This window comes from Pilosibacter fragilis, assembly GCF_032490495.1.
GTDB classification, from domain to species: domain Bacteria; phylum Bacillota; class Clostridia; order Lachnospirales; family Lachnospiraceae; genus Pilosibacter; species Pilosibacter fragilis.
The window spans coordinates 80,968-100,648 of record NZ_JAVYJB010000012.1; the positions used below are offsets into that span (position 1 = coordinate 80,968).

The following is a 19,681-nucleotide window of genomic DNA, read 5'->3' on the forward strand; positions in this document are numbered from 1 at the left end:
GAGATGGCATACGAAGCAGAGATGATCACATACAGCCAGAAAATATTTTACTACCTTTTGTGCCATGGTGCGTTAAGCGATCTGGACGCGGGAGTCAATGATCTGTACCGCGCCTATGTGGAGCACGAGGAGGTCATGAATTTAGTGAAAAATCAGGCGGAGATTGCGGATTGTAAGATCGAGAGATACGGAACCACGATCTATCTGATGCCGGATATCGACAATAAATATCTTGGATTTACGAAGGCAGATCTGAAAAAAGAATTGTGTAAGCCCAATGCCACGGACCGGGACTACTATCTGGCTCAGTTTGTGATCCTGACGCTGCTTGCAGAATTCTATGACGGTCAGGGAAGCACCAGCAAATCCAGAGAATTCCTGAAACTCGGAGAGCTGCAGAATATCGTGTCGGAGCGGTTGAAGGCGGGACTTGCACTTGAACAGGAGAGAGAGCAGGATGGAACGAATCTTTACACCGAGATGTACGAAACGGTTCTGGATTATAAGAGCATGAGTGAAGCTTATGAATCGTTAAAGAGTGTGGAGGCAGGCAGCCGGTCAAAGTATACGAAGGAAGGATATGTAAGCATTATCTGCAATTTTTTGGACCGACAGGAGCTGATTATCTTTATCCCGGAAGATGAGATGATCAAGACCACAGCAAAACTCGACAACATTATGGAATACAAGATCCTGAACAAGGAAAATTACGCAAGGATCATGGAGACATTGGGGGAGACACATGAGTAAGATATCGCGGATCCGGATTTTAAACCTGAATTACAATAATAATACCATAAAGATCGACGACGAAACCTTTGATCTCGGTGGTCAGAATACGCTGATCTCCCTGCGCAACGGCGGTGGGAAAAGCGTACTGGTGCAGATGATCGTGAGTCTTTTTGTGAACCGGACATACCGGGATTTCGGAGATCGGCCGTTTAAGAGTTATTTTACGACGAACCGTCCGACGTTCCTCATGACGGAATGGATCCTTGACAATGGAATCGATCGTTTTCTGGCGGGGATGATGGTGCGGAAAAACCAGAAGGAAGATAATGACACGGAAGAGCTGGAAATGTACACATTTACCGGGAGCTATTCGAATGGCTGTAAATATGACCTTGACAATCTTCCAATCATTCGACAGGACGGAAATAAAAAGATCCTGAAGGGCTTCGGAGAATGCAAAAATCTTCTGGAAGAGATCAGCAGGAGTGAGCCGGGGAATTTCCGCCTGTATGATATGGCGAGCCAGTACGGGAGACGCCAGTATTTTTCCACACTCCGCCAGTATCAGATCAACAATAAAGAATGGGAGAGCATTATCCGGAAGGTAAACCAGAAGGAGTCCGGGCTTTCGGAGCTGTTCCAGAACGCAAAGGATGAAAAGGATCTGGTGGAAAACTGGTTTCTGCGTCCCATCGAGGATAAATTAAATCAGGAAAAGAATAAGATCGACGAGTTCCGGAAGCTGGCATTCCAGTTTATTGAACAGTACCGGAGCAATCAGTCGAAGATCCGCCGCAAGGGGATCATTGAACAGTATTTTGAGGACACGAAACCGCTGAAAAATATGATTGATGATTATGCGCAGAAAGACCGGGACGCTGTGAACCTAAGAACAGAGATAATCCTCTATGCGAAATCGCTCCGGAAAGAACTGGATCGGCTGCAGACAGAGATCTCTGCCGGTCAGGAGAAGTTCGAACAGATCGAGAGAGAGCAGAGACAGATCGTTTATGAACAGCTCTCCTACCAGATCTATCTCAGTGAGGACCAGAAAACAGAGATCCTTTCACAGAGAGCGCAGCAGGAGATCGAGATCACAAGACTCACGTCTCTGAAGAATCATCTCTTACGAAAGATCGATACGTATGATCTTCATAAGATCTATCTGGAATTAAAGGACTTTGAACGCCAGAAGGCGGAGGTGGACGCGAAACTTCAGGTACTTTTACAGAAAACGGAAGAATCGAAGGATGAGATCGAGAAGATCGGATGCCGCTTATATGCGCTGTATTCGGAAAATGCCAAAAAGCTGAAGGATCAGAGACAGTCGGAGGAGGAAACACTTGCGGAAACGGAAAGAGCCCGGGAAAATGCACAACGGGAGCGGGACGAGAAGGAGCGGGAGATCCGGAAATTAAGCGGAGATATTGGAGCGAAAGAGAGCAGAGTCAGGAGCTATGATGAGGTGGAAGACTCCTTTAACAGGGAGTTTGGCGCCGACCTCAGGAGAAATCTCCTTGGGCTTTATGAAGATGGAGCGCTGGAGATTTTCCGGAAGGAGATCGATGCGGGACTGCAGGAGAAGAAAAATAAGTCGGTGAAATACGCCCGGAAACTTATGGAACAGGAACAGACCCGGAAAAAGCTTTCGCAGGAAGCTTCGGACGGAACTGTGACGTTAAATGACATTGCCCATAAGTTCGACCATGTTTCTGAGAAACTTGCAGATCTGGAAAGACAAAAAACGGAACGTCTGCGGATCATGAAATATGCCAATGTGGACGAAGAACATCTTGACAGAAGAGATCTGATCCTGGATCAGCTTGACGGAAAGATCAGGGAATTAGATGTCGCGAGAAGCAGACTGATTCGGAAAAAGGGGGATCAGGAAAAACATTTCAGACAGTTAAAAGAGGGAAAGATCACGGAGCTTCCGGAAAACATCAGGACTTATATGGAGCAGAACGGGATCGACCTTGTATACGGAATGGAATGGCTCTCAAAAAATGGCAGGACAGCCGAAGAAAATGCCGAACTTGTGAAGAAGAATCCGTTTATTCCCTACTCGATCCTGATGGAACGGTCGTTCCTTGAGCGATTTCAAAAGAACGGGGAGGAATTATATACAAGCTTCCCGATTCCGATCATTGTGAAGGAAGAGCTGGAACAGGAGCAGGAACATGTAGATTCCAGATTTGCGGCTTATGGGAATGTACATTTTTATGTCATGTTCAACACACATCTTCTTGACCGGGAGGAGCTGGAAAAGATTCTGGGGAAGATCCGCCGGGAGATCGAAGATCTGAAAAAGGCGGTGGAGGACAAGGACGCCGATCTTGAGACCTACAGAAGCTACCGGAGTGTGGTTGAAAATCAGACGTTCAGCACGGCTCTCTGTCAGCAGACAGAAAAAGAGATCAATCGTCTGAAGGATGAGAGGACAGCCGTAAAAGGACGTCTGGAAGAGATCTATCGGGAGCAGAGCAGGCTGGAAGAGGAGAAAAAAGAGATCGAAACGCTTGCGGATACGGTAAAGGAACAGATCGATGGCTTAAAGAGAATGGACGTACAGTTTGAGATCCTCCTCAAAAAATATGATCAGTATGAGACGGACCGGACAAGTCTGGAACGTCTGAAAAAGGAGAATCGTGAACTTACGGAGAAGCAGACAGCGCTTTCCGTGCGTCTGGGTGAACTCCGGGAACAGGAGATGGGACTTAGGGCACTGGTGAAGGAATTTGCGGAGAAGATCGACCGCGAGGAGAAGAAACAGGCGGAATTTGAAGAGATCGCGAGAACAGCGGAGAACAGGGATCTGTCTTCTTTGACGCAGATGACCTCGGAAGAGCTGGAAGCGAGATACTATGCGCTGACGAAGGTGATATCGGACAGTGTGGAAGAGCTTCGAAAGTCACAGACGGACTGGATCGGAAGAATCAGCGGGAAGAGGACAGAGCTCAAAAAGAAAAATGAGGACAGTCAGATCCCGGAGAAAGAATACCAGAGTCTCGTGTGCCCGGAAGAACAGTATGACGCATGGAAACGGCAGAAAAAGCAGACGGAGAGGGAACTCAACAAAGCGAATGAAGAAAATACGGCTCTTGGAAGAAAAGAAGGTGCGCTGACAACAACGATCACGCTCTATATGAGGAATCTGAAAAAGGAAACCGGATATGAGCAGCCGGCAGAGAGAAAGACGATCACAGATACGGAATTCGAAAAACGTCTGAATCTCAAGGAATATGAGCTTACGGCACATCAGAAAAAATTGAGTCAGCTTCGGGAGAGAAATATACAGATAGCTTCGCAGGCGGCAGGCGTGGAGGAGTATGTGGATGAGCCGATTCCTGCAGAGTTGATTTCTGGAGATGGCCTGAGTTCCGCAGATGAACGGATGTCTGTGGAGCGTTCGATCGCGTCAGGTGGTCTGATTCCAGAGAGTGGGGCTGACGCGTATTCGGAAACCGGAGAGAATAAAATTCTTTTGTCCATTCAGGAGCGGATCCCGGATGTGCGGAATGAGGAAATGGATGTCATAAAAGGGTACCAGAAGGAGATCCGCAGGAAGATTACGGAGAGTTCCAAGGCACTGGACCGGTGCAGGGGTGACGTATCAGAGATAATCCGTGAGATTGCGTCCGGAAAAACGTACGCGGATGATTACTTTAAGAAGACTTTCGAAAGTCTGCTCTCCCAGACAGCCAGCCCGCGGAATCTGTTCAGGCAGTTTGAAATGAACCGGCAGGCGTACGAAAATCAGCTGGAAAAACTGAAGATCGATCTCGCCCATATCGATGACGAACAGAAAAATCTGGAAATGATGTTTCTGGAATACGTTGAGCAGATCAATGCGAATATCGGCATGATCGATAAGAACTCTACGATCTCTGTGAGGGGAAGAAGTCTGAAGATGCTGCGGATCCAGGTGCCTGACTGGGAGACGGAGAGAGAGCATTTCCGGCTGAAGCTGCATGACTATTTTGAAAATATCGTGAAGCTTGGAATCGAGACGATCGAAAAAAATGGAAACCTGACAGAGTTTCTGGGAAGAGTGATCACCACCAGAAAACTGTATGACGATGTTGCAGGGATCCAGAACGTGAAGATCCGGCTGTACAAGATCGAGGCGGAGCGCGAAGTGCCGATCTCCTGGTCCGAGGTATCCGCCAACTCCGGCGGCGAAGGCTTCCTGTCCGCCTTCGTGATTCTGACCTGCCTTTTAAGCTATATGCGGCGCGATGAGACGGATCTCTTTACCTCCGGAGAGGAAGGAAAGACCCTGATCATGGACAACCCGTTTGCCCAGACAAATGCGGAGCATCTCTTAAAACCCCTGATCGAGATGGCAAAAAAGACAAACACGCAGCTGATCTGTCTTTCCGGCTTAGGCGGCGATTCCATATACAACCGGTTTGACAATATCTATGTATTAAAGCTTGTTGAATCCAGTATCCGGAATGGGGTACAGAGGGTGGATGTGACCCATATGAAGGGTGAGGAGACGAAACGGATGGTATTGTCGGAGTTTAAGATGGAGCAGATGAGTTTGTTTGAGATGATGGAGGAGTAATAGCCAGGGCATATTTCCAGGACAGAAAAGGAGTAAGAATGTTTTGAACATACAGATTTTTGGCACGAAAAAGTGCAATGATACAAAGAAGGCAGAGCGGTTCTTTAAAGAGCGCGGTATCAAATACCAGTTTATTGACATGAAAGAGAAGGGAATGAGCAAAGGCGAGTTTCGTTCAGTTGCAGAGGTCAACGGCGGAATCGAAAATATGGTCAACTGGGATGGAAAAGATAAGGATACGCTTGCACTGATCAAGTATATCGCGGATGAGGATAAGTTAGAGAAGATTCTGGAAAGTCCGTCCGTGATCAGGACGCCGGTTGTAAGAAACGGGAAACAGTCCACACTGGGGTATCAGCCGGAGGTGTGGAAGGAATGGAAGTAATAAGCGGCAGATAGGAGCAGGATGGGAGTGGCTTATCTGCTCATGCTCAGAACACAACTGAAATGAGATCATTTACTGGAAAAGAGGAAATTTTTATGAAACAGGAAACCATAGACAGAATCCGCAAATTCACCGATGACCGCGACTGGGAGCAGTTTCATTCTGCCGAGAACCTTGCGAAATCCATCGTCATCGAGGCAGCAGAACTCCTGGAGTGCTTCCAGTGGAACGATGAGGAGTATGACCTGCAGCATGTAAAAGAGGAGCTGGCGGATGTGATCGTATACTCCCAGAACCTTTTGGACAAGCTGGGACTTGACGCAGATGAAATCGTGAATATGAAGATGGAAATGAATGAGAAGAAGTATCCGGTGGAGAAGGCGAAGGGGAAGTCGGCGAAGTATGATTGCTTGTGAAAGAGTGTAGATATCGCCCAATGGACTGATTCTGAACAGAGGTTATCGCTGGGCATTTAGAATGAAAGAAGCACCAGAACCGGTGAAATGCCGGAAATGGTGCTTCAAGTCTATTTTGAGGTTCAGGCTTCCCTGTCCTTAAGATATTCTGCAAGACTGTAATACAGCTCTCCCTCTCTTCCGCGTGTCTGTTTTGCTGCCGTCATGGAATTTAAGATCGCTTCCTGTTCGGCTTCCGCCGCAGCAAGAAAAGCCCGGTTGATCACATGCTCCGGAATTGCTGATATCTGGAGCAGTTCCTCCTCGCGACCGGACGGGATCCGATTTGCGGTTGTAAAGCCGATCATGACTTCCCCGCTTCCATGTCCCGTATAACCGCCGGTTCGTGCGATGCCGACCCCTGTTCTTTTCAGAATCCGTTTGAGCTGACGGCTTGTCAATGGGAGATCGGTAGCCAGAATGCTCATGATCGAACCTTTGTCTTCTTCGGATGCAGCCATATCATTCTTTTCCTGCTTCCATTCCAGAATTTTTGGACCAACAGCTTCTCCGTTCAGCACAAAGTCTTCGGTTGCACCAAAGTTTGACTGAACCAGAACGCCGATGGTGTATTCCTTTTCACCAATACAGATCACGCGGGACGCAGATCCGATTCCGCCCTTCATGCCGTAGCAGATGGTACCGGCACCGGCGCCGACATCCCCTTCTTCGAACTCCTCGGCAGCGACCGCAAAAGCCTGCCGCACTTCTTTTTCACCAACTGCACGTTTCTGGATCTGGTTGATCCGGCAGTCATTGCACTCGCCAACGACCGGATTGATGCTCATGGGTTCCAGCCCATCGTTCTGGCACTGCTCGATCACGATACTGGCAAGTGCATCCCAAACCTTTCCGACATTTAACGTATTTGTAAGGGCGATCGGCGTTTCAAGGGTCCCAAGCTCTTCTACCTGTACCAGACCGGCACTTTTTCCAAATCCATTGTGGACATAGGCTGCCGCCGTATAGTGATTTGCAAATGCATTGTCCGGTCCAGGGATGATCACGGTCACACCGGTATGATTTTCTTCTGTGTTCACAGTACAGTGTCCTACCAGTACACCAGGTACATCCGTAATCGCATTTCTTTTTCCTGTTTTCACTCTTCCGGGTACGATTCCAAAGTCCCGAATCCGTTTTTTCTCCACGTTGATTTCCTCCTTGGATTTTGTCGGCTATTTCTAATGATTGTATCATAGTTTGTGAGAAATAAAAACAGGATGAGGGGAATTTTTACACCAATCGTATTTATAGGATATTTTATTTACCAACATCCAACGGTGAAATGTTGTCGATAAGTACTTTGCCATTTTTTATGTTAATAGGAAGAAAGAACTATTAAATACGGCAAAATAAAAGTTGAATATTCATAATAAAATGGATTTGTTGCCGATATTATGGTATACTTATAAAAATAGATTTGTGACTGGAAAAGTGATCGCATGAAGAATGTGAGGGAAACTATGCTTGAAAATAAATTAGGTATTACAGATTCTACAGAATTAGCAAGAATGGAAGAAAGAATCAGTAAGCAAAAAGCGCTTGAAATGTTTGAAAGTGGCTTTTTTGAGATATTAGAACCAGGGACTTATAAAAGTCTTGCGATGATCCATCAATGTCTTTTTGATGAGATTTATGATTTTGCCGGTAAATTACGAAAGGTTAATATTTCAAAAGGAAATTTTAGATTTGCTCCGCTGATGTATTTGGAAACAGCGTTACAGAATATAGACAAAATGCCACAGTCAACTTTTGATGAAATTGTCGAAAAATATGTTGAAATGAACGTGGCTCATCCGTTCCGAGAGGGAAATGGGAGAAGTACAAGAATATGGCTTGACTTGATGTTGAAAAAAGAAATCGGCTATGTGGTTGACTGGAGCAAGGTGGATAAAGAAGATTATCTGCTTGCCATGGAGCGAAGTTTTATCAAAGATATCGAAATAAAGTTTCTTTTGAAAAATGCACTTACGGATCATGCAAATGATCGAGAAATTTATACGAAGAGTATTGATCACAGTTATTACTATGAAGGTTATTATGTGTTTAAGATGGAAAATTTGACGGACACAAAGGATTAACTTGATTTAGCGTTAGAAAAGTGGAGGGATATGGATGCAATATCGTTCAGTTAATGAAATAGCGAAAAAATGGAATGTGTCGGAACGAAGCGTTCGAAATTACTGCGCTCAAGGACGAGTAGACGGTGTGTTTCTTAACGGCAAGACTTGGAATATTCCCGAAAATGCAGAGAAGCCAGAGCGTTCCAATAAAAAGAAAGAACAGCCGATTACCTTGCTGGATATTTTGCAGGAGCAGAAGGTAAGTAAGTATTCCGGAGGCATTTACCATAAGACACAGATTGATTTAACATATAACTCCAATCATATCGAGGGCAGCCGTTTGACCCATGATCAGACCAGATACATCTTTGAAACCAATACCATTGGTGTAGAAAAAGAAGTGCTGAATGTGGACGATGTGATTGAAACAGCAAATCACTTCCGTTGTATTGATATGATTATTGGTCATGCAAAGGCAGCACTGACAGAGAAGTTTATCAAGGAACTTCACTTGATTCTGAAAAGTGGTACAAGTGATTCCAGAAAAGATTGGTTCGCTGTAGGCGATTATAAAACAATGCCGAATGAAGTTGGCGGCGTGGCAACCGCACTTCCGGAAGAAGCTGCCGATAAAATGAAGGCCTTGCTGACGGAATATAACGCCAAGGAAGAAAAGTCCTTTGAGGATATTCTGGACTTCCATGTGAAGTTTGAGCGGATCCATCCGTTCCAGAACGGCAATGGCCGTGTGGGCAGATTGATCATGTTTAAGGAGTGCCTGAAATACAATATCGTTCCGTTTATCATTGAGGATAATTTGAAGCTGTCCTATTATCGTGGATTGAAGGAATGGGACAACGAAAAAGGCTATCTGACAGATACCTGCCTGACTGCGCAGGACAAGTATAAGGAGTATTTGGATTATTTTAGGATTGCTTATTAAAAGTGGTTCAAAGAGTAAAGTAAAAGGGCAAATTCGCACTTTGAGATAATTAGATGACATACATTTTAAAGACAGGAGTAAGTACATGTTCTATACCAAATATAGATTGATAAGGATGGAATAAAAAGCATGGAGAAATTGATCTTTTCGCTGGTTTTGCTATTGACTACAAAAATCATTTATCTGATCACAGGAAGAAACCGACGGCAGATAGCGCGTATCCCCAAAGGGATGGCAATCTTATGCCAGCCGCCAGGACGACGGTATGTCGCTTATGCAGTAGGCGTATTCCAACTTCTTTTTGTTGCCTTTTTCCTCGTACTTTACATAAAAGACGGCGCACCTGCAGAAGCGCGGCTGATGTGGAGCCTGCTCGTCATAACTTCAATCTTGAGCTGCATGCTTCTGATTTTCAGCGGGAATGTGGCAGGTCGGGACTGCGTTTATTTTAACAGCAGGGAAGTCCGGATTGAAAAGCCCTTTCGCAAGTCCAGAACCTTTCAGTGGGAGGAAATCCGAAAAGTAGACGGTAACTTTGACAATGCAGTCAACTTATATCTTCTGGATGGAACCAAGGTTCTTACCGCAAGGCTCGGAATGGTAAATTATGATGTATTTTGCGATATGATCAAGAAAACATGCCCAGAAAAGATTGCCAGCTACTATCGTTCCCATATGTACGAAGAATCGCAAAAATGTATTCTGCGCTATGGCTCCGAGTATTATCTTCTGGCAGCTATGGGCATCGGCATTCTCCTGATTTATATGGCAAGTCTGGTGCCCGCAGCAGCGGAGAACAGCATCATACAGCAGTTTCTGCAGGGTGATTTCTCCCAGAAGTTTGCGCTTTGGTTTGCACCTGTCTGCGGAGTCATCAGTATCGTGTTCCTGGTCGTGATGCTCAATACAAATATCCGGTATTCACAGGAAAAAATGACCATCAAATACCCACTGCACAGAAAACGTGAACTTTACTGGAGAAACATCCAAAGAATCGAAATGGCTGCAGTGGAAAAAACGGAAAAAGCGGAATGGATGAAGCTGCGGCTGTACACACGGGAAGGTACTTACAAGATCAGTTTCAAATTCCTGACACATGGAAAAGATGAATTTTTATCCATGCTTTTCAAGATGATTCAAAAATATGGAATTTCCTGCATGCAAACAGATAAATAAACAGAGTTAAGACGGAGATCGGAGCGACTAAGCGAAAGAAAATCCGTACTGTGGACTTCTGCGACACACTGGCGGCAATTCTTAAGACAGCCAAAGCCGAACAGCACAAAAACTGCTTCCGATACGGAGAACTGTACAGCCTCAACTATTACAGTGAGGTCAAAGAAAAAGACCGTACTTATTACGAGGTTTACAGTCTGCCGAGAACGGAAGAAGTCCCTGAGGGATATATTGCCAGATAAAATAAATGCACTTTGGGAATAGATTCTTTTGTTAGTTATATGACGAACAGTACATAAGCCTTGAGGTTTAAGGAGACAGAATGGTATATTGTGATTTCAGTAATAGTTTATATAAACAAAAGATACGATTATCGGAGATGCAGATTATTTTACAGCGTTAAATGATGTTGAAAAATATGCTCTCGATTCAAAGAAAGATAGCGTTTTAGTTAAGGGACTTTCATTAAGTGAATTGGAAAGTTTAAGGGGATAAACATTTCAATCAAATTGAAATTTGCGAAGGAAGTGCAATGATAGAATTAAATTCTAAGATTAAGAATGCTCTAATTAAAATTGGCTTTATTGAGCGATATGAAGAATTATCTAATAAATTTAATGCTAAAAGAACACCTTCAAGTAATCGTTTGGCTTATATTGATAGTGAAGAGGTCATGGAGACAATTCAAGATTTAGGCTATTCTCCGGTGTTTGATGTAAAAGAAAAATTTTATAAAATCAAGGAAGAACAAATTGGAAAGATTACTTTGGAAGTTCATATTATTCTGAGATATGGAATGGTAGATTTAGTTTGGATAGTCAGAGAAAATGGAGAATTGCTTCTTGGGGCTCCTTGGGGAACATATTCAAGGAGACTTATTGATAATAATTACAGGATAAAAAAACCTATCATAGGAACATATGAGGATTTAGAAGAAATTTTGAAAATTACTTTTAAAATGTATGAAGACTTTAAGAGTACATTAACTGGTAATTAGCTTATTTAGCCATTCTGGCAAAAGATTAAAACTAGAAGGATATAAACAAGCATCATTAGCTGTATTTTATGTCAAATTATATAAATATATGATTTGTATACGAGGATAGAGAACAATGAATTCTGATATGACAAAGTATTGTTATCAACATTTTGAAAATGCTTACAATATTGGGTGGAATACAAATTTTGATAGTACAGTGGAAAGTAAAGAGACATTTGATTCAATATTCATAGAAAAGTTGACTTCTTATTGTGAGAATCCATTAAATAGCGACTTGAATGGTGTATGTCGTGAAACAGAGATTGATGGAAAAAAGTATGTAAAAGGGTTTGGAGAAATACGTATCATTGATTTAAAAAAGAAAATAAGATATGCAGCTCCTAATGTTATTATAGATGATATATTAAGTGGAAAATATATACCGCCAATAGAATTTATCGATGCAGTTTTAACAGGACCGACTTTTGATTCTGAAGAATATCAGGAATTTTATTTGAATTATTCGGAAAAAAACTTTTGGGGAGAAAACGAAGAAAATTTTGAAAAAATAGCTAAGGTATTGGAATTGGCAGGAGATTTGGAGGGCTTTAAAGATTATATTTTGAATAACGATTTAATAAATATAGTTGTCCCTGAAGGTTCGTTACTTAATTATGCAATCACAGAAGGGAAAGAAAAGGAAGCACTTTGGCTTATTGAAAATGGTATAGATATTAATGCTTTTGACGGTTTGGAACTTATGACGGCAATAAAAAAGAACAATAATATAATTGCAAAAAAATTAATAGATGAAGGTATTGTTATTAATAGTAGAGAGATGAACGATAATCCTTTAGTTAGTGCGATTCGTTTTTCAAATGCCTTTCTTGTAGAGGAACTTATGAAAAATTACAGGGATTTGATAGTAGCTTATTCAAACGAATATGTAAGAAATTGTAGTGTTTTAGATATTGCTGAAAGAACGAAAAATGAAAAAATAATAAATATAGTTAAGAAGTATTTAGTATGATCTATTGATGTTAACATAAATTCAAAAAATTTGATAATAGTTGCTTTTCAGGTTTAAGTTCGTAAGAGAATAATAATTTTTTGATATGTTTATAGGTTGCTATGGAGATTAAACTAATAGAACAATTAGGACTTAATGATTTAGATGTAGTGGAAGCGTTGATAGATGATTTAGAAAATGCCGTAAGTTTATTTAATTGATTGGAAAATATAAATGTGAGTAAAAATGTAAGAGAGTTTTTTGAAAAATGCAAGAATTTTTTCCCTCAACGAAGAATGCATACATTGAAAGTGTAGAAGAATATGGAGAAGTATTAGAAACAGTTGTAATAGAAGATATTTTTATGCCGGAGCTTTTAACATTATTAGCTAAGAATGAAGATGCTGAATTATTAAGCAATATGTTTAATTATTTTGAAGAAATATTAAATAAGAATGATTCACATTTGATTAATATTTTTTCTGTTACTGTGTTAGAAATTTTAGGAAATGATAAGGCAATTCTAAAGGTGGCTAAGCAATATATGGGGGAAAAAACTGCATTGCTCCAAATGAAAGTTGATAACGAATTGGGAAGATTATAAAAAAAATGGCGTCCCAGCTTGGACTTCCGTTAGTGCCGGACACTAGCTATTATTATCACCGTTTTTATCTTGGACTGCTGGAAGGCGAGTATAGTGGTCCTTTTGACAGAAAGGATGGTACAGCCAATGGATAAGCCCACAGTACAGGATATTTTTCATCGTTTTTATCCGGCATACCTTGATCAATATTCACCTTCCCCTGTACAGGCAAAGGTTGCACATAACATCATGAACTGCAAGACCGGTGCCTATGGTGCAAATGTATGTGTATGTGAGGATTGTGGCTTCGTACAGATTCATTACAATTCCTTCCGTAACCGTTGCTGCCCCATGTGTCAGGCTGTTCCGAAAGAAATGTGGATGGATGCACGCAGAGAGGATGTCCTTGATGCTCCTTATTTCCATCTGGTTTTTACGGTTCCTGATATTTTAAACCCTGTCATTTACAGCAACCAGAGACTTCTTTATGATGCCTTATACCATGCAGCTTCTTCCACAATCAGCGAACTGACTGCCGACCCAAAACGTCTCGGCGCAAAGGTGGGATACATCTGCATTTTACATACATGGGGTTCTGAAATGAACTTTCATCCCCACATTCATACCATCCTGCTGGGTGGAGGACTGGCTTCCAACAACCAGTGGAAGGACAATGGTGAAAATTTCTTTCTTCCCATCCGGGTCATCTCCAAAGTGTTCCGCGGAAAATATCTGGAGGAACTAAAGAGGCTGTGGGAAGAGGATAAGCTGGTATTTCATGGTACTGCAGAAAAATTTCGTAACCATTATACGTTCAAGGAGCTTTTAGATTCCTGTTATGGTATGGACTGGATTCCTCATTGTAAAAAGACATTCAATGGTGCTCAAACAGTAATGAAATACCTTAGTAAGTATACTCATCGCATTGCCGTCAGCAATCACCGCATCGTCCGTATGGATGATGATACCGTTACATTCTTAGTAAAGGATTACCGTAATGAGGGACAGTGGAAGGAACTGACCATTTCGGGTGTAGAGTTTGTCCGGCGGTTTCTCATGCATGTACCACCAAGGCGTTTTGTCCGCATCAGGCACTACGGACTGCTATGTTTCCGTACTAAAAACCAGAAGCTCACCCTTTGCAGAAATTTACTTGGATGTAAGAAGTATCTTTCAAAGCTTCGTGACATGGAAATGCCTGAAATATTGGAACATCTTTATGGCATCAAAGTTTGTGCGTGTAAAGCATGTGGTGGGCATCTCGGAAAGCCACAGATGAGAATGCCACTGCGCTGCTAAAGAGCAACATCTAATACTTTCAAAAGCCTCAGTTTCTGAGGTTTTATCGTCATGCCCATTTGCCTGTTTTTTATAAAATGTTGTAGCTTTCATACCGAGAATCATATATAATCATGGACAGGAACAAAGAATTGAAAGTCCATAGGTTGCGGCTACCCGGACGCTCACTTTGTTCAATTAGGTCAACTCGAAAATGGTGTAAACGAAGGGGCAGTTCTCTGCAATGTCAAAACTGCTTTTTCGTTTACCCCATCATCGATTGTAACCTAAAGAATTAAAGGAGACATTTTTAATGACTATGAACAAGGGTGTTTCCGTAAGAATAAACAGGATAAATCTCAATAGGGAGAAGAGTGAAAAATGATAGAGGCGCTTTTGGATTTCTTTCAATTATATACGGCGGATGCCGATTATTTACCAGACTTTTGGCTTACAATGATACTTCTTTATCTGAATGCAGGTCTGTATCTTAACGACCTATATAATCTGGTGAAACGCAAGTCAAAAGCGGAAACATTCAGTCTGATGGCGATACCAGGAGTCTTTGCAGTAATTTTCGTGTCGATGCAATCAATTTTTGCGCATGTACCGAATCTGCAGAGCATAGCTTCACAGGCCAAACGCCTGAGCCTGCTTATAACGGCAATACAGCCACAAACGAATCTTGCGCTGCTTCTTATTGTATTTCTTTATCCGATTCTATGGGGAATCGGGCTCTTACGACAAAGGAGGCATGAACACGGCAGCCGCAAACGCTGGGTGCTGTCCTGCATTCCTGATTATATTGCATGGATCATACTGATATTGGGCATCGGTTATCACCTGTTTTTCGGGGAAAATATCCTGAATAGTGTTCTGGAAAATGCGAAGGAGGGAGATTTACTGGCCCTTTATGGCTCCCGCAGAACCTGGCTCTATATATGGATGTATGGAATTTATATCCTTGTATGCAAGGAAGCGGTGCTGCTTGTCGGCCTTTTGTCTGAACTTTTGCTTATGCGAATTCCGCTTCGCTACCATAGTGGGCAGAATGCTGTTACCTTTGTCAGCTTTTATTATCTGTTTTGCCAGAATGCCATTTTTCGTGGTATCTCCCTGCTGGAAGCTGCGTTGGTGATTCCGCTTTGCGGAGTGATGCTTCGGGAAGTGGCATCGCCTTTCAGCGATCACTCGTCGACTATGATATACGCAGCCATTTTGCTGCTGACAGGCGCAGTGTTTGTTGTTCTTATCGCCATTGGTCCGGTCATGCGGACACTTTCCTGCTTCGATGCATGGGGACAGCGCAAGCAGATCAGAGAGCTTTTCTGTACGGAATATTTTCTCATGCAGCCAGTTTCCAGCAACAGATCGTTCACGGTCACTCATCATTTTATCATTGACGAACAGGACGCCGCCGGTGTTTACTATCTTCCGCTTCTCACAGACATCAGCGGATGGGCCTCCCCGGGAAAGAAAGCAGGCAAATGGAAAATGCTCTCTTTCGCAGATGGCAGAACCCTTGAATTGTCAGAACACGAGGCAGAAGCCGCCAAGGAAATGCTCTCTTATGCATCCAACCGTCTCTATGCCCAGAAGATAACTGGAGAAAATTGGAGCAATAAAAACAATATGCCTGGCACAGAGGAAACCTGGAACCCACTCATAAGTCCGGCAACAACGATGTATCAGAAACTGGTCAGGATATTTTTAGGTCTGATGGTTATTCTTTTTATGATGAGCTATCAGATACTGAAGTAATTGAAAAAAGAAGAAGCAGGCAAACGAGTATATAACTATCAAGAGGGCGATTATATGAAGCTTTGGATTGAATAACATACAATTTCAAGTTTGTCGGATTGTAAAGACAGAGCCTTATGCAAGGGGCAGGAGAAAGACACCGCTCGGGTTAAGGGCGAAGCGCCTTAGCTGGTCAAGGGTGCAACCATTGACCAGTTAGTGGCGTTTCGCCACTAAGTACCGGGTATTGCTTGTAGCAGAGCTTCACAAGATGAATCAACTATAGTGGTTCAGCATGGACACATTAGCCCGTATCTGCGAAACGCTGAATTGTGAGATTACCGATGTGATTGAGTTAGTACCAGACGAGCCTGCATCCACAGGAGGTAAGGAACATGAGCGAATTGAAACCAAGAATAACAGAAAACGGAATTGATTATATCCTTGTCGGAGATTACTACATCCCAGATTTGAAACTGCCAGAAGAACACCGCCCCATCGGAAAGTATGGACGGATGCACCGGGAATATTTGAGAGAAGTCCACCCAGCCAGATTGAACACATTGATATTGACTGGAGAGCTATGGACATATCTTGCAGACCTGAACGAACAGGCACAGGAACGGATAGACACCATCATAGAGCAGATGAAAGCTGCCGAGGGCGTGACCGAGGAATTAAAGCGTACCTGTCAAATGGAATGGGTGCGGCGTTGCAATAACATTCACAACCGGGCAGAAGAAATTATTTTGCAAGAGATGATTTATTCATAACGGTATGATAGAATGATTATGACAAATCGGAAGTTGTGGAGGTGCCTATGAGCAGGAAAGTTAGATTGTGCGCAATTATTGTGTTTATAATAGCTTTAATCATTTCAATAATCCGTATTTTGATTGATTTCAATTATGGAATAGAAAGAATCAGTCCACTTATCCCGGTACTTGATATTGCAAGTGCTATTGTGTGGGTAATTTGTATTGTTGTTAATTGCGTTCTGTATCAAAAGAAAGATAGATGACAATTCAAGTTTGTGTGTGGAGGTGATGGTTGTGAAGAAAAAAGTAACAATAGCGTTTGTCATCATTGGCATTCTTGCTATAAGTACAATGATTATATTTTCAACATATAAGTCTTCGGAAGCCTATCGAAAAGCAAAAGCAAAGACACAGTGGGAGTGTTCTGTGGTCTGTGCGGAAAAGTCAACGCCTGATTCCTATGTAATTACATATTCTGACGCAAAAATTTTGTCTAATACAGGCGTGTTGACAGTCCAGAACAGAAACGATTTTGACATTACTGTACATCTGCTCTGTGAAGGAAAACAGGAACTTGTATCTGACAGTATTCCTGCTGGCGGTTGCTATTCTTTTCAGAATGTTACAAATAAAGAATACACGGTAGGTATTCACGCTGAGGTTGATGAAAATACGGATATAAAAGCATTTGTATATGATGGAAAAGACACTGAACCATATACAAGATAAATGGTTTCTAATTGCAAGATAAATTCCAGTTTGTCGTGCTAAAAATTCAACTGAATAATCCCAGCAAAAACCGCTGCTACATGGAAGCCAACAAACCATGCAACAGCGGTTTTTCTTTATCGTTTTTTCCTCTGGCTGATAGGCGTTCCCATTTTCTTTGACTTTTTGAGAATACGAATGAGCCAGCGAAATTCTTCGTCTGACAGATTTTTATAGTTGATACCAAGCTGCTTGCAGTAAAGTACAACGAGCTTTTCATCCCGGCTGCCCTTGAAATTTTCGACCGCTTCCAGATTTTCTTTCAGTTCATCAGCAACGGTGGTCTGGGGTGCACTCTCGCTGTCCTTTTTGTGAGCTTCCCGAATATCCCGGATAATCAGGTTGAGGTCATCCAGAACCATGTGGCTGAAATATTCATCATCGCTGATATGGGCGGCTTGCAACACTTTCAAATGGGGGTCATCTTCGCCGGGGCGATACCGTTCAATGATTTCATGCCGGACGGTATCGACAAGGGCGTTGAGGTTCTGAATCTGCATGGTGGCAATCCCATCCACATAAATCTCAATGTCCGCAAGAAACTTGATAAAATCTTTATGTGTGGCAAGCTCACAGAGCAGGCGGTTGTTAATCCGACCGCTTTTCAAAAGTGCCACCATCTCATCATTCAAATGCAGCTCTGTTAGTGGCGTGTTGATCTGCTCTCGGTTCTCTGTCCGGCACAGCAGATAATCAACGGAAACCCCATAGAAGTCTGCCAGCGTGACAAGATAGCCATGATTGATTTCCTTAACATTCTCTTTTTCATAACTTCCAAGAGCTGATTTTGAAATGTCCGTCAGCTTTGATAATTCTTCCAGATTTAAGCCTTTATCCTTGCGGAGTTCCCAAAGGCGTTCCTGTATGCTTGTTGCTCCTTTCATGGGCGCACGCTCCTTTCCAACGGTTTCATTGCTGTCGCTTAACTGGATTATATCACACTTTCCGCAATCGTGGAAATTTCCGCTTTTTATCCTTAATTCCTACTTTGTGGACATACGGCACAGGGCACAAAAATGTTCTATGATACAGGTAGTTCATCGATGGATTATTCCAATCGAATGACCAGCCTGTGTGGGATATGCTTCCCCGGCGATGTAGTGCCATGACTTTTGGCAGGGATATGGAGGAACCCTGACCAAAACGAGCGTACCAAAGGGAGCGATACGCCGCTGTGAGATTCAGGGGAGGAACGACACCGGGGAGAACTGGCGAACTGACACCGAAATGATACCGAAACACGACAATCTGATAGGGGGATAGTCTACCCTATCGCTGATACTTCGGTAGATTTTAGGCGGTTCTATGACTGTAATTTTGCCGAAAATCGCCCCGAAACCATACACGAAAACGGGAGGAAGCGCAATATGCCGAGAATGAGCAAAAAGAGGAAGCATGAGCTTTCTTTTTACCTCAATGACCGGGGGCGTGTCACTTACAACGAATTATGCCGGAAATGCCAGCATGGGTGCAAGCAGAGCTTCCGGGCGGTTGTGATTGACTGCCCCCGTTATTTATCCAAACGAGCAAAGAAAAAGGAGGAACACACCGAATGAATTTTGAATTTATGACGATAGACACACCATTGCCGCCCTGTATGGCTTTTCCAAGAGCGTTGACAGGGTTTCCAGTCAGCAGCACCGCAAAGGTCATGTACTGCCGGATGTTGGACGCTATGCTCTCCAATGGGCAGGAGGACGAGAACGGAATCCTGTTTGTCTGCTTCCCTGTCACAGCCATTGCCGCAGTCCTGTCCCGCAGCCCCATGACGGTCAAGCGTTCTTTGAATGAACTGGAAACCGCCGGACTTATCATGCGGGTGCGTCAGGGAGTTGGAGAACCAAACAGGATTTATGTGCTGATACCGGGAAAGGAGGATGCTGCCCTTGCCTGATACCTCAAAGCTGGAAAAGCTCAACCGGGAGCTGGAAAAAAGCGAAAAGAAGCTGCGGAAAGCCATCAATGATGAAAAGGCGTTGCAGCACCAGTTAAAGCAGCTTACCCGAAAGGAACGGACGCACCGGCTCTGCACTCGTGGCGGTATGCTGGAAAGTTTTCTGCAAGAACCGGAACGCCTGACAGACGATGATGTCATGCTGTTGTTGAAACTCATTTTTCACAGACAGGACACGCAGGAACTATTGAAAAAACTGCTGGAACGGGAGAAGCCGGAAACCCCTTAGTTTACTAAGGGCGCAATTATACACCACCCAGAGGTTGGTGCATTGCGTTCTCCGAAGGC

At 43.2% G+C, this 19,681-nt stretch carries 20 protein-coding genes and 1 pseudogene; 19 read left to right on the forward strand and 2 right to left on the reverse strand.

Annotation, left to right across the window (positions count from 1 at the left end):
• The first annotated feature begins 3 nt into the window (after positions 1–3).
• From ABCW45_RS12150 to ABCW45_RS12165, 4 genes are all read left to right on the forward strand, one after another.
• A complete protein-coding gene (locus ABCW45_RS12150) occupies positions 4–750 on the forward strand; it encodes a DUF6063 family protein (RefSeq protein ID WP_343220927.1) in 747 nt (248 codons plus the stop codon).
• The gene (locus ABCW45_RS12155) at positions 743–5,302 is read left to right on the forward strand and encodes a hypothetical protein (protein ID WP_343220928.1); all 4,560 of its coding nucleotides are present in this window, start codon (positions 743–745) and stop codon (positions 5,300–5,302) included. The genes ABCW45_RS12150 and ABCW45_RS12155 overlap by 8 nt, the downstream gene beginning before the upstream one ends.
• 43 nt (positions 5,303–5,345) lie before the next feature.
• Positions 5,346–5,687 (forward strand): arsenate reductase family protein, encoded by a 342-nt coding sequence (locus ABCW45_RS12160; RefSeq protein ID WP_343220929.1) that lies wholly within the window; start codon positions 5,346–5,348, stop codon positions 5,685–5,687.
• 95 nt (positions 5,688–5,782) lie between these two features.
• Positions 5,783–6,103 carry a nucleotide pyrophosphohydrolase gene (locus ABCW45_RS12165; protein ID WP_343220930.1) on the forward strand — a complete coding sequence of 107 codons (321 nt, stop codon included), beginning with the start codon at positions 5,783–5,785 and terminating at the stop codon, positions 6,101–6,103.
• A gap of 122 nt (positions 6,104–6,225) precedes the next feature.
• Here the strand turns inward: ABCW45_RS12165 and ABCW45_RS12170 are convergent, their stop codons facing one another.
• Complete coding sequence (locus ABCW45_RS12170) at positions 6,226–7,290, reverse strand: P1 family peptidase (protein WP_343220931.1); 1,065 nt, start codon at positions 7,288–7,290, stop codon at positions 6,226–6,228.
• Between the two features lie 315 nt (positions 7,291–7,605).
• Here ABCW45_RS12170 and fic point away from each other — a divergent pair, with 315 nt between their 5' ends.
• The 12 genes and pseudogenes from fic to ABCW45_RS12230 all read left to right on the forward strand — a co-directional run bounded on the left by fic (position 7,606) and on the right by ABCW45_RS12230 (position 17,400).
• Positions 7,606–8,223, forward strand: coding sequence for a protein adenylyltransferase Fic (gene fic, locus ABCW45_RS12175; protein ID WP_343220932.1), 618 nt, complete (start codon positions 7,606–7,608; stop codon positions 8,221–8,223).
• 34 nt (positions 8,224–8,257) lie between these two features.
• A complete protein-coding gene (locus tag ABCW45_RS12180; RefSeq protein ID WP_343220933.1) occupies positions 8,258–9,148 on the forward strand; it encodes a Fic family protein in 891 nt (296 codons plus the stop codon).
• 129 nt (positions 9,149–9,277) lie between these two features.
• Positions 9,278–10,324 carry a hypothetical protein gene (locus ABCW45_RS12185; protein WP_117503412.1) on the forward strand — a complete coding sequence of 349 codons (1,047 nt, stop codon included), beginning with the start codon at positions 9,278–9,280 and terminating at the stop codon, positions 10,322–10,324.
• Between the two features lie 50 nt (positions 10,325–10,374).
• Positions 10,375–10,566, forward strand: coding sequence for a hypothetical protein (locus tag ABCW45_RS12190; protein WP_425518605.1), 192 nt, complete (start codon positions 10,375–10,377; stop codon positions 10,564–10,566).
• A gap of 290 nt (positions 10,567–10,856) precedes the next feature.
• Positions 10,857–11,321: a hypothetical protein gene (locus ABCW45_RS12195; RefSeq protein WP_117470055.1), complete on the forward strand. Its 465-nt coding sequence runs from the start codon at positions 10,857–10,859 to the stop codon at positions 11,319–11,321.
• A 115-nt stretch (positions 11,322–11,436) separates the two neighbouring features.
• Positions 11,437–12,333, forward strand: coding sequence for a DUF7919 family protein (locus ABCW45_RS12200; RefSeq protein ID WP_117567012.1), 897 nt, complete (start codon positions 11,437–11,439; stop codon positions 12,331–12,333).
• Positions 12,334–12,580: 247 nt separating this feature from the next.
• Positions 12,581–12,916, forward strand: a complete 336-nt coding sequence (locus ABCW45_RS12205; RefSeq protein ID WP_343220934.1) for a DUF7674 family protein — start codon at positions 12,581–12,583, stop codon at positions 12,914–12,916.
• A 126-nt stretch (positions 12,917–13,042) separates the two neighbouring features.
• Positions 13,043–14,194, forward strand: a complete 1,152-nt coding sequence (locus ABCW45_RS12210; RefSeq protein WP_120040885.1) for an IS91 family transposase — start codon at positions 13,043–13,045, stop codon at positions 14,192–14,194.
• A gap of 360 nt (positions 14,195–14,554) precedes the next feature.
• Entirely contained in the window at positions 14,555–15,934 is a 1,380-nt protein-coding gene (locus ABCW45_RS12215) for a hypothetical protein (protein WP_343220935.1), read from the forward strand.
• Between the two features lie 271 nt (positions 15,935–16,205).
• A pseudogene (locus ABCW45_RS12220) lies at positions 16,206–16,349 on the forward strand (helix-turn-helix domain-containing protein); the annotation flags it as partial.
• Positions 16,309–16,686: a TnpV protein gene (locus tag ABCW45_RS12225; protein ID WP_117485172.1), complete on the forward strand. Its 378-nt coding sequence runs from the start codon at positions 16,309–16,311 to the stop codon at positions 16,684–16,686. The pseudogene ABCW45_RS12220 and the gene ABCW45_RS12225, both read left to right, overlap by 41 nt.
• Before the next feature lie 273 nt (positions 16,687–16,959).
• Entirely contained in the window at positions 16,960–17,400 is a 441-nt protein-coding gene (locus ABCW45_RS12230; RefSeq protein ID WP_117485159.1) for a hypothetical protein, read from the forward strand.
• A gap of 116 nt (positions 17,401–17,516) precedes the next feature.
• Here the strand turns inward: ABCW45_RS12230 and ABCW45_RS12235 are convergent, their stop codons facing one another.
• Complete coding sequence (locus ABCW45_RS12235) at positions 17,517–18,323, reverse strand: helix-turn-helix domain-containing protein (protein WP_303661845.1); 807 nt, start codon at positions 18,321–18,323, stop codon at positions 17,517–17,519.
• A gap of 483 nt (positions 18,324–18,806) precedes the next feature.
• On the opposite strand from ABCW45_RS12235, the gene ABCW45_RS12240 reads away from it, so the two are divergent.
• Genes ABCW45_RS12240 through ABCW45_RS12250 form a run of 3 tightly spaced genes read left to right on the forward strand, consistent with a single transcriptional unit; the run spans position 18,807 to position 19,622 of the window.
• Positions 18,807–18,995, forward strand: a complete 189-nt coding sequence (locus ABCW45_RS12240) for a hypothetical protein (RefSeq protein ID WP_002304353.1) — start codon at positions 18,807–18,809, stop codon at positions 18,993–18,995.
• Positions 18,992–19,333, forward strand: coding sequence for a DeoR family transcriptional regulator (locus ABCW45_RS12245; RefSeq protein WP_002594809.1), 342 nt, complete (start codon positions 18,992–18,994; stop codon positions 19,331–19,333). The genes ABCW45_RS12240 and ABCW45_RS12245 overlap by 4 nt, the downstream gene beginning before the upstream one ends.
• A complete protein-coding gene (locus ABCW45_RS12250) occupies positions 19,326–19,622 on the forward strand; it encodes a DUF3847 domain-containing protein (protein ID WP_002594808.1) in 297 nt (98 codons plus the stop codon). Before ABCW45_RS12245 ends, ABCW45_RS12250 begins: the two co-directional genes overlap by 8 nt.
• Positions 19,623–19,681: the final 59 nt, after the last annotated feature.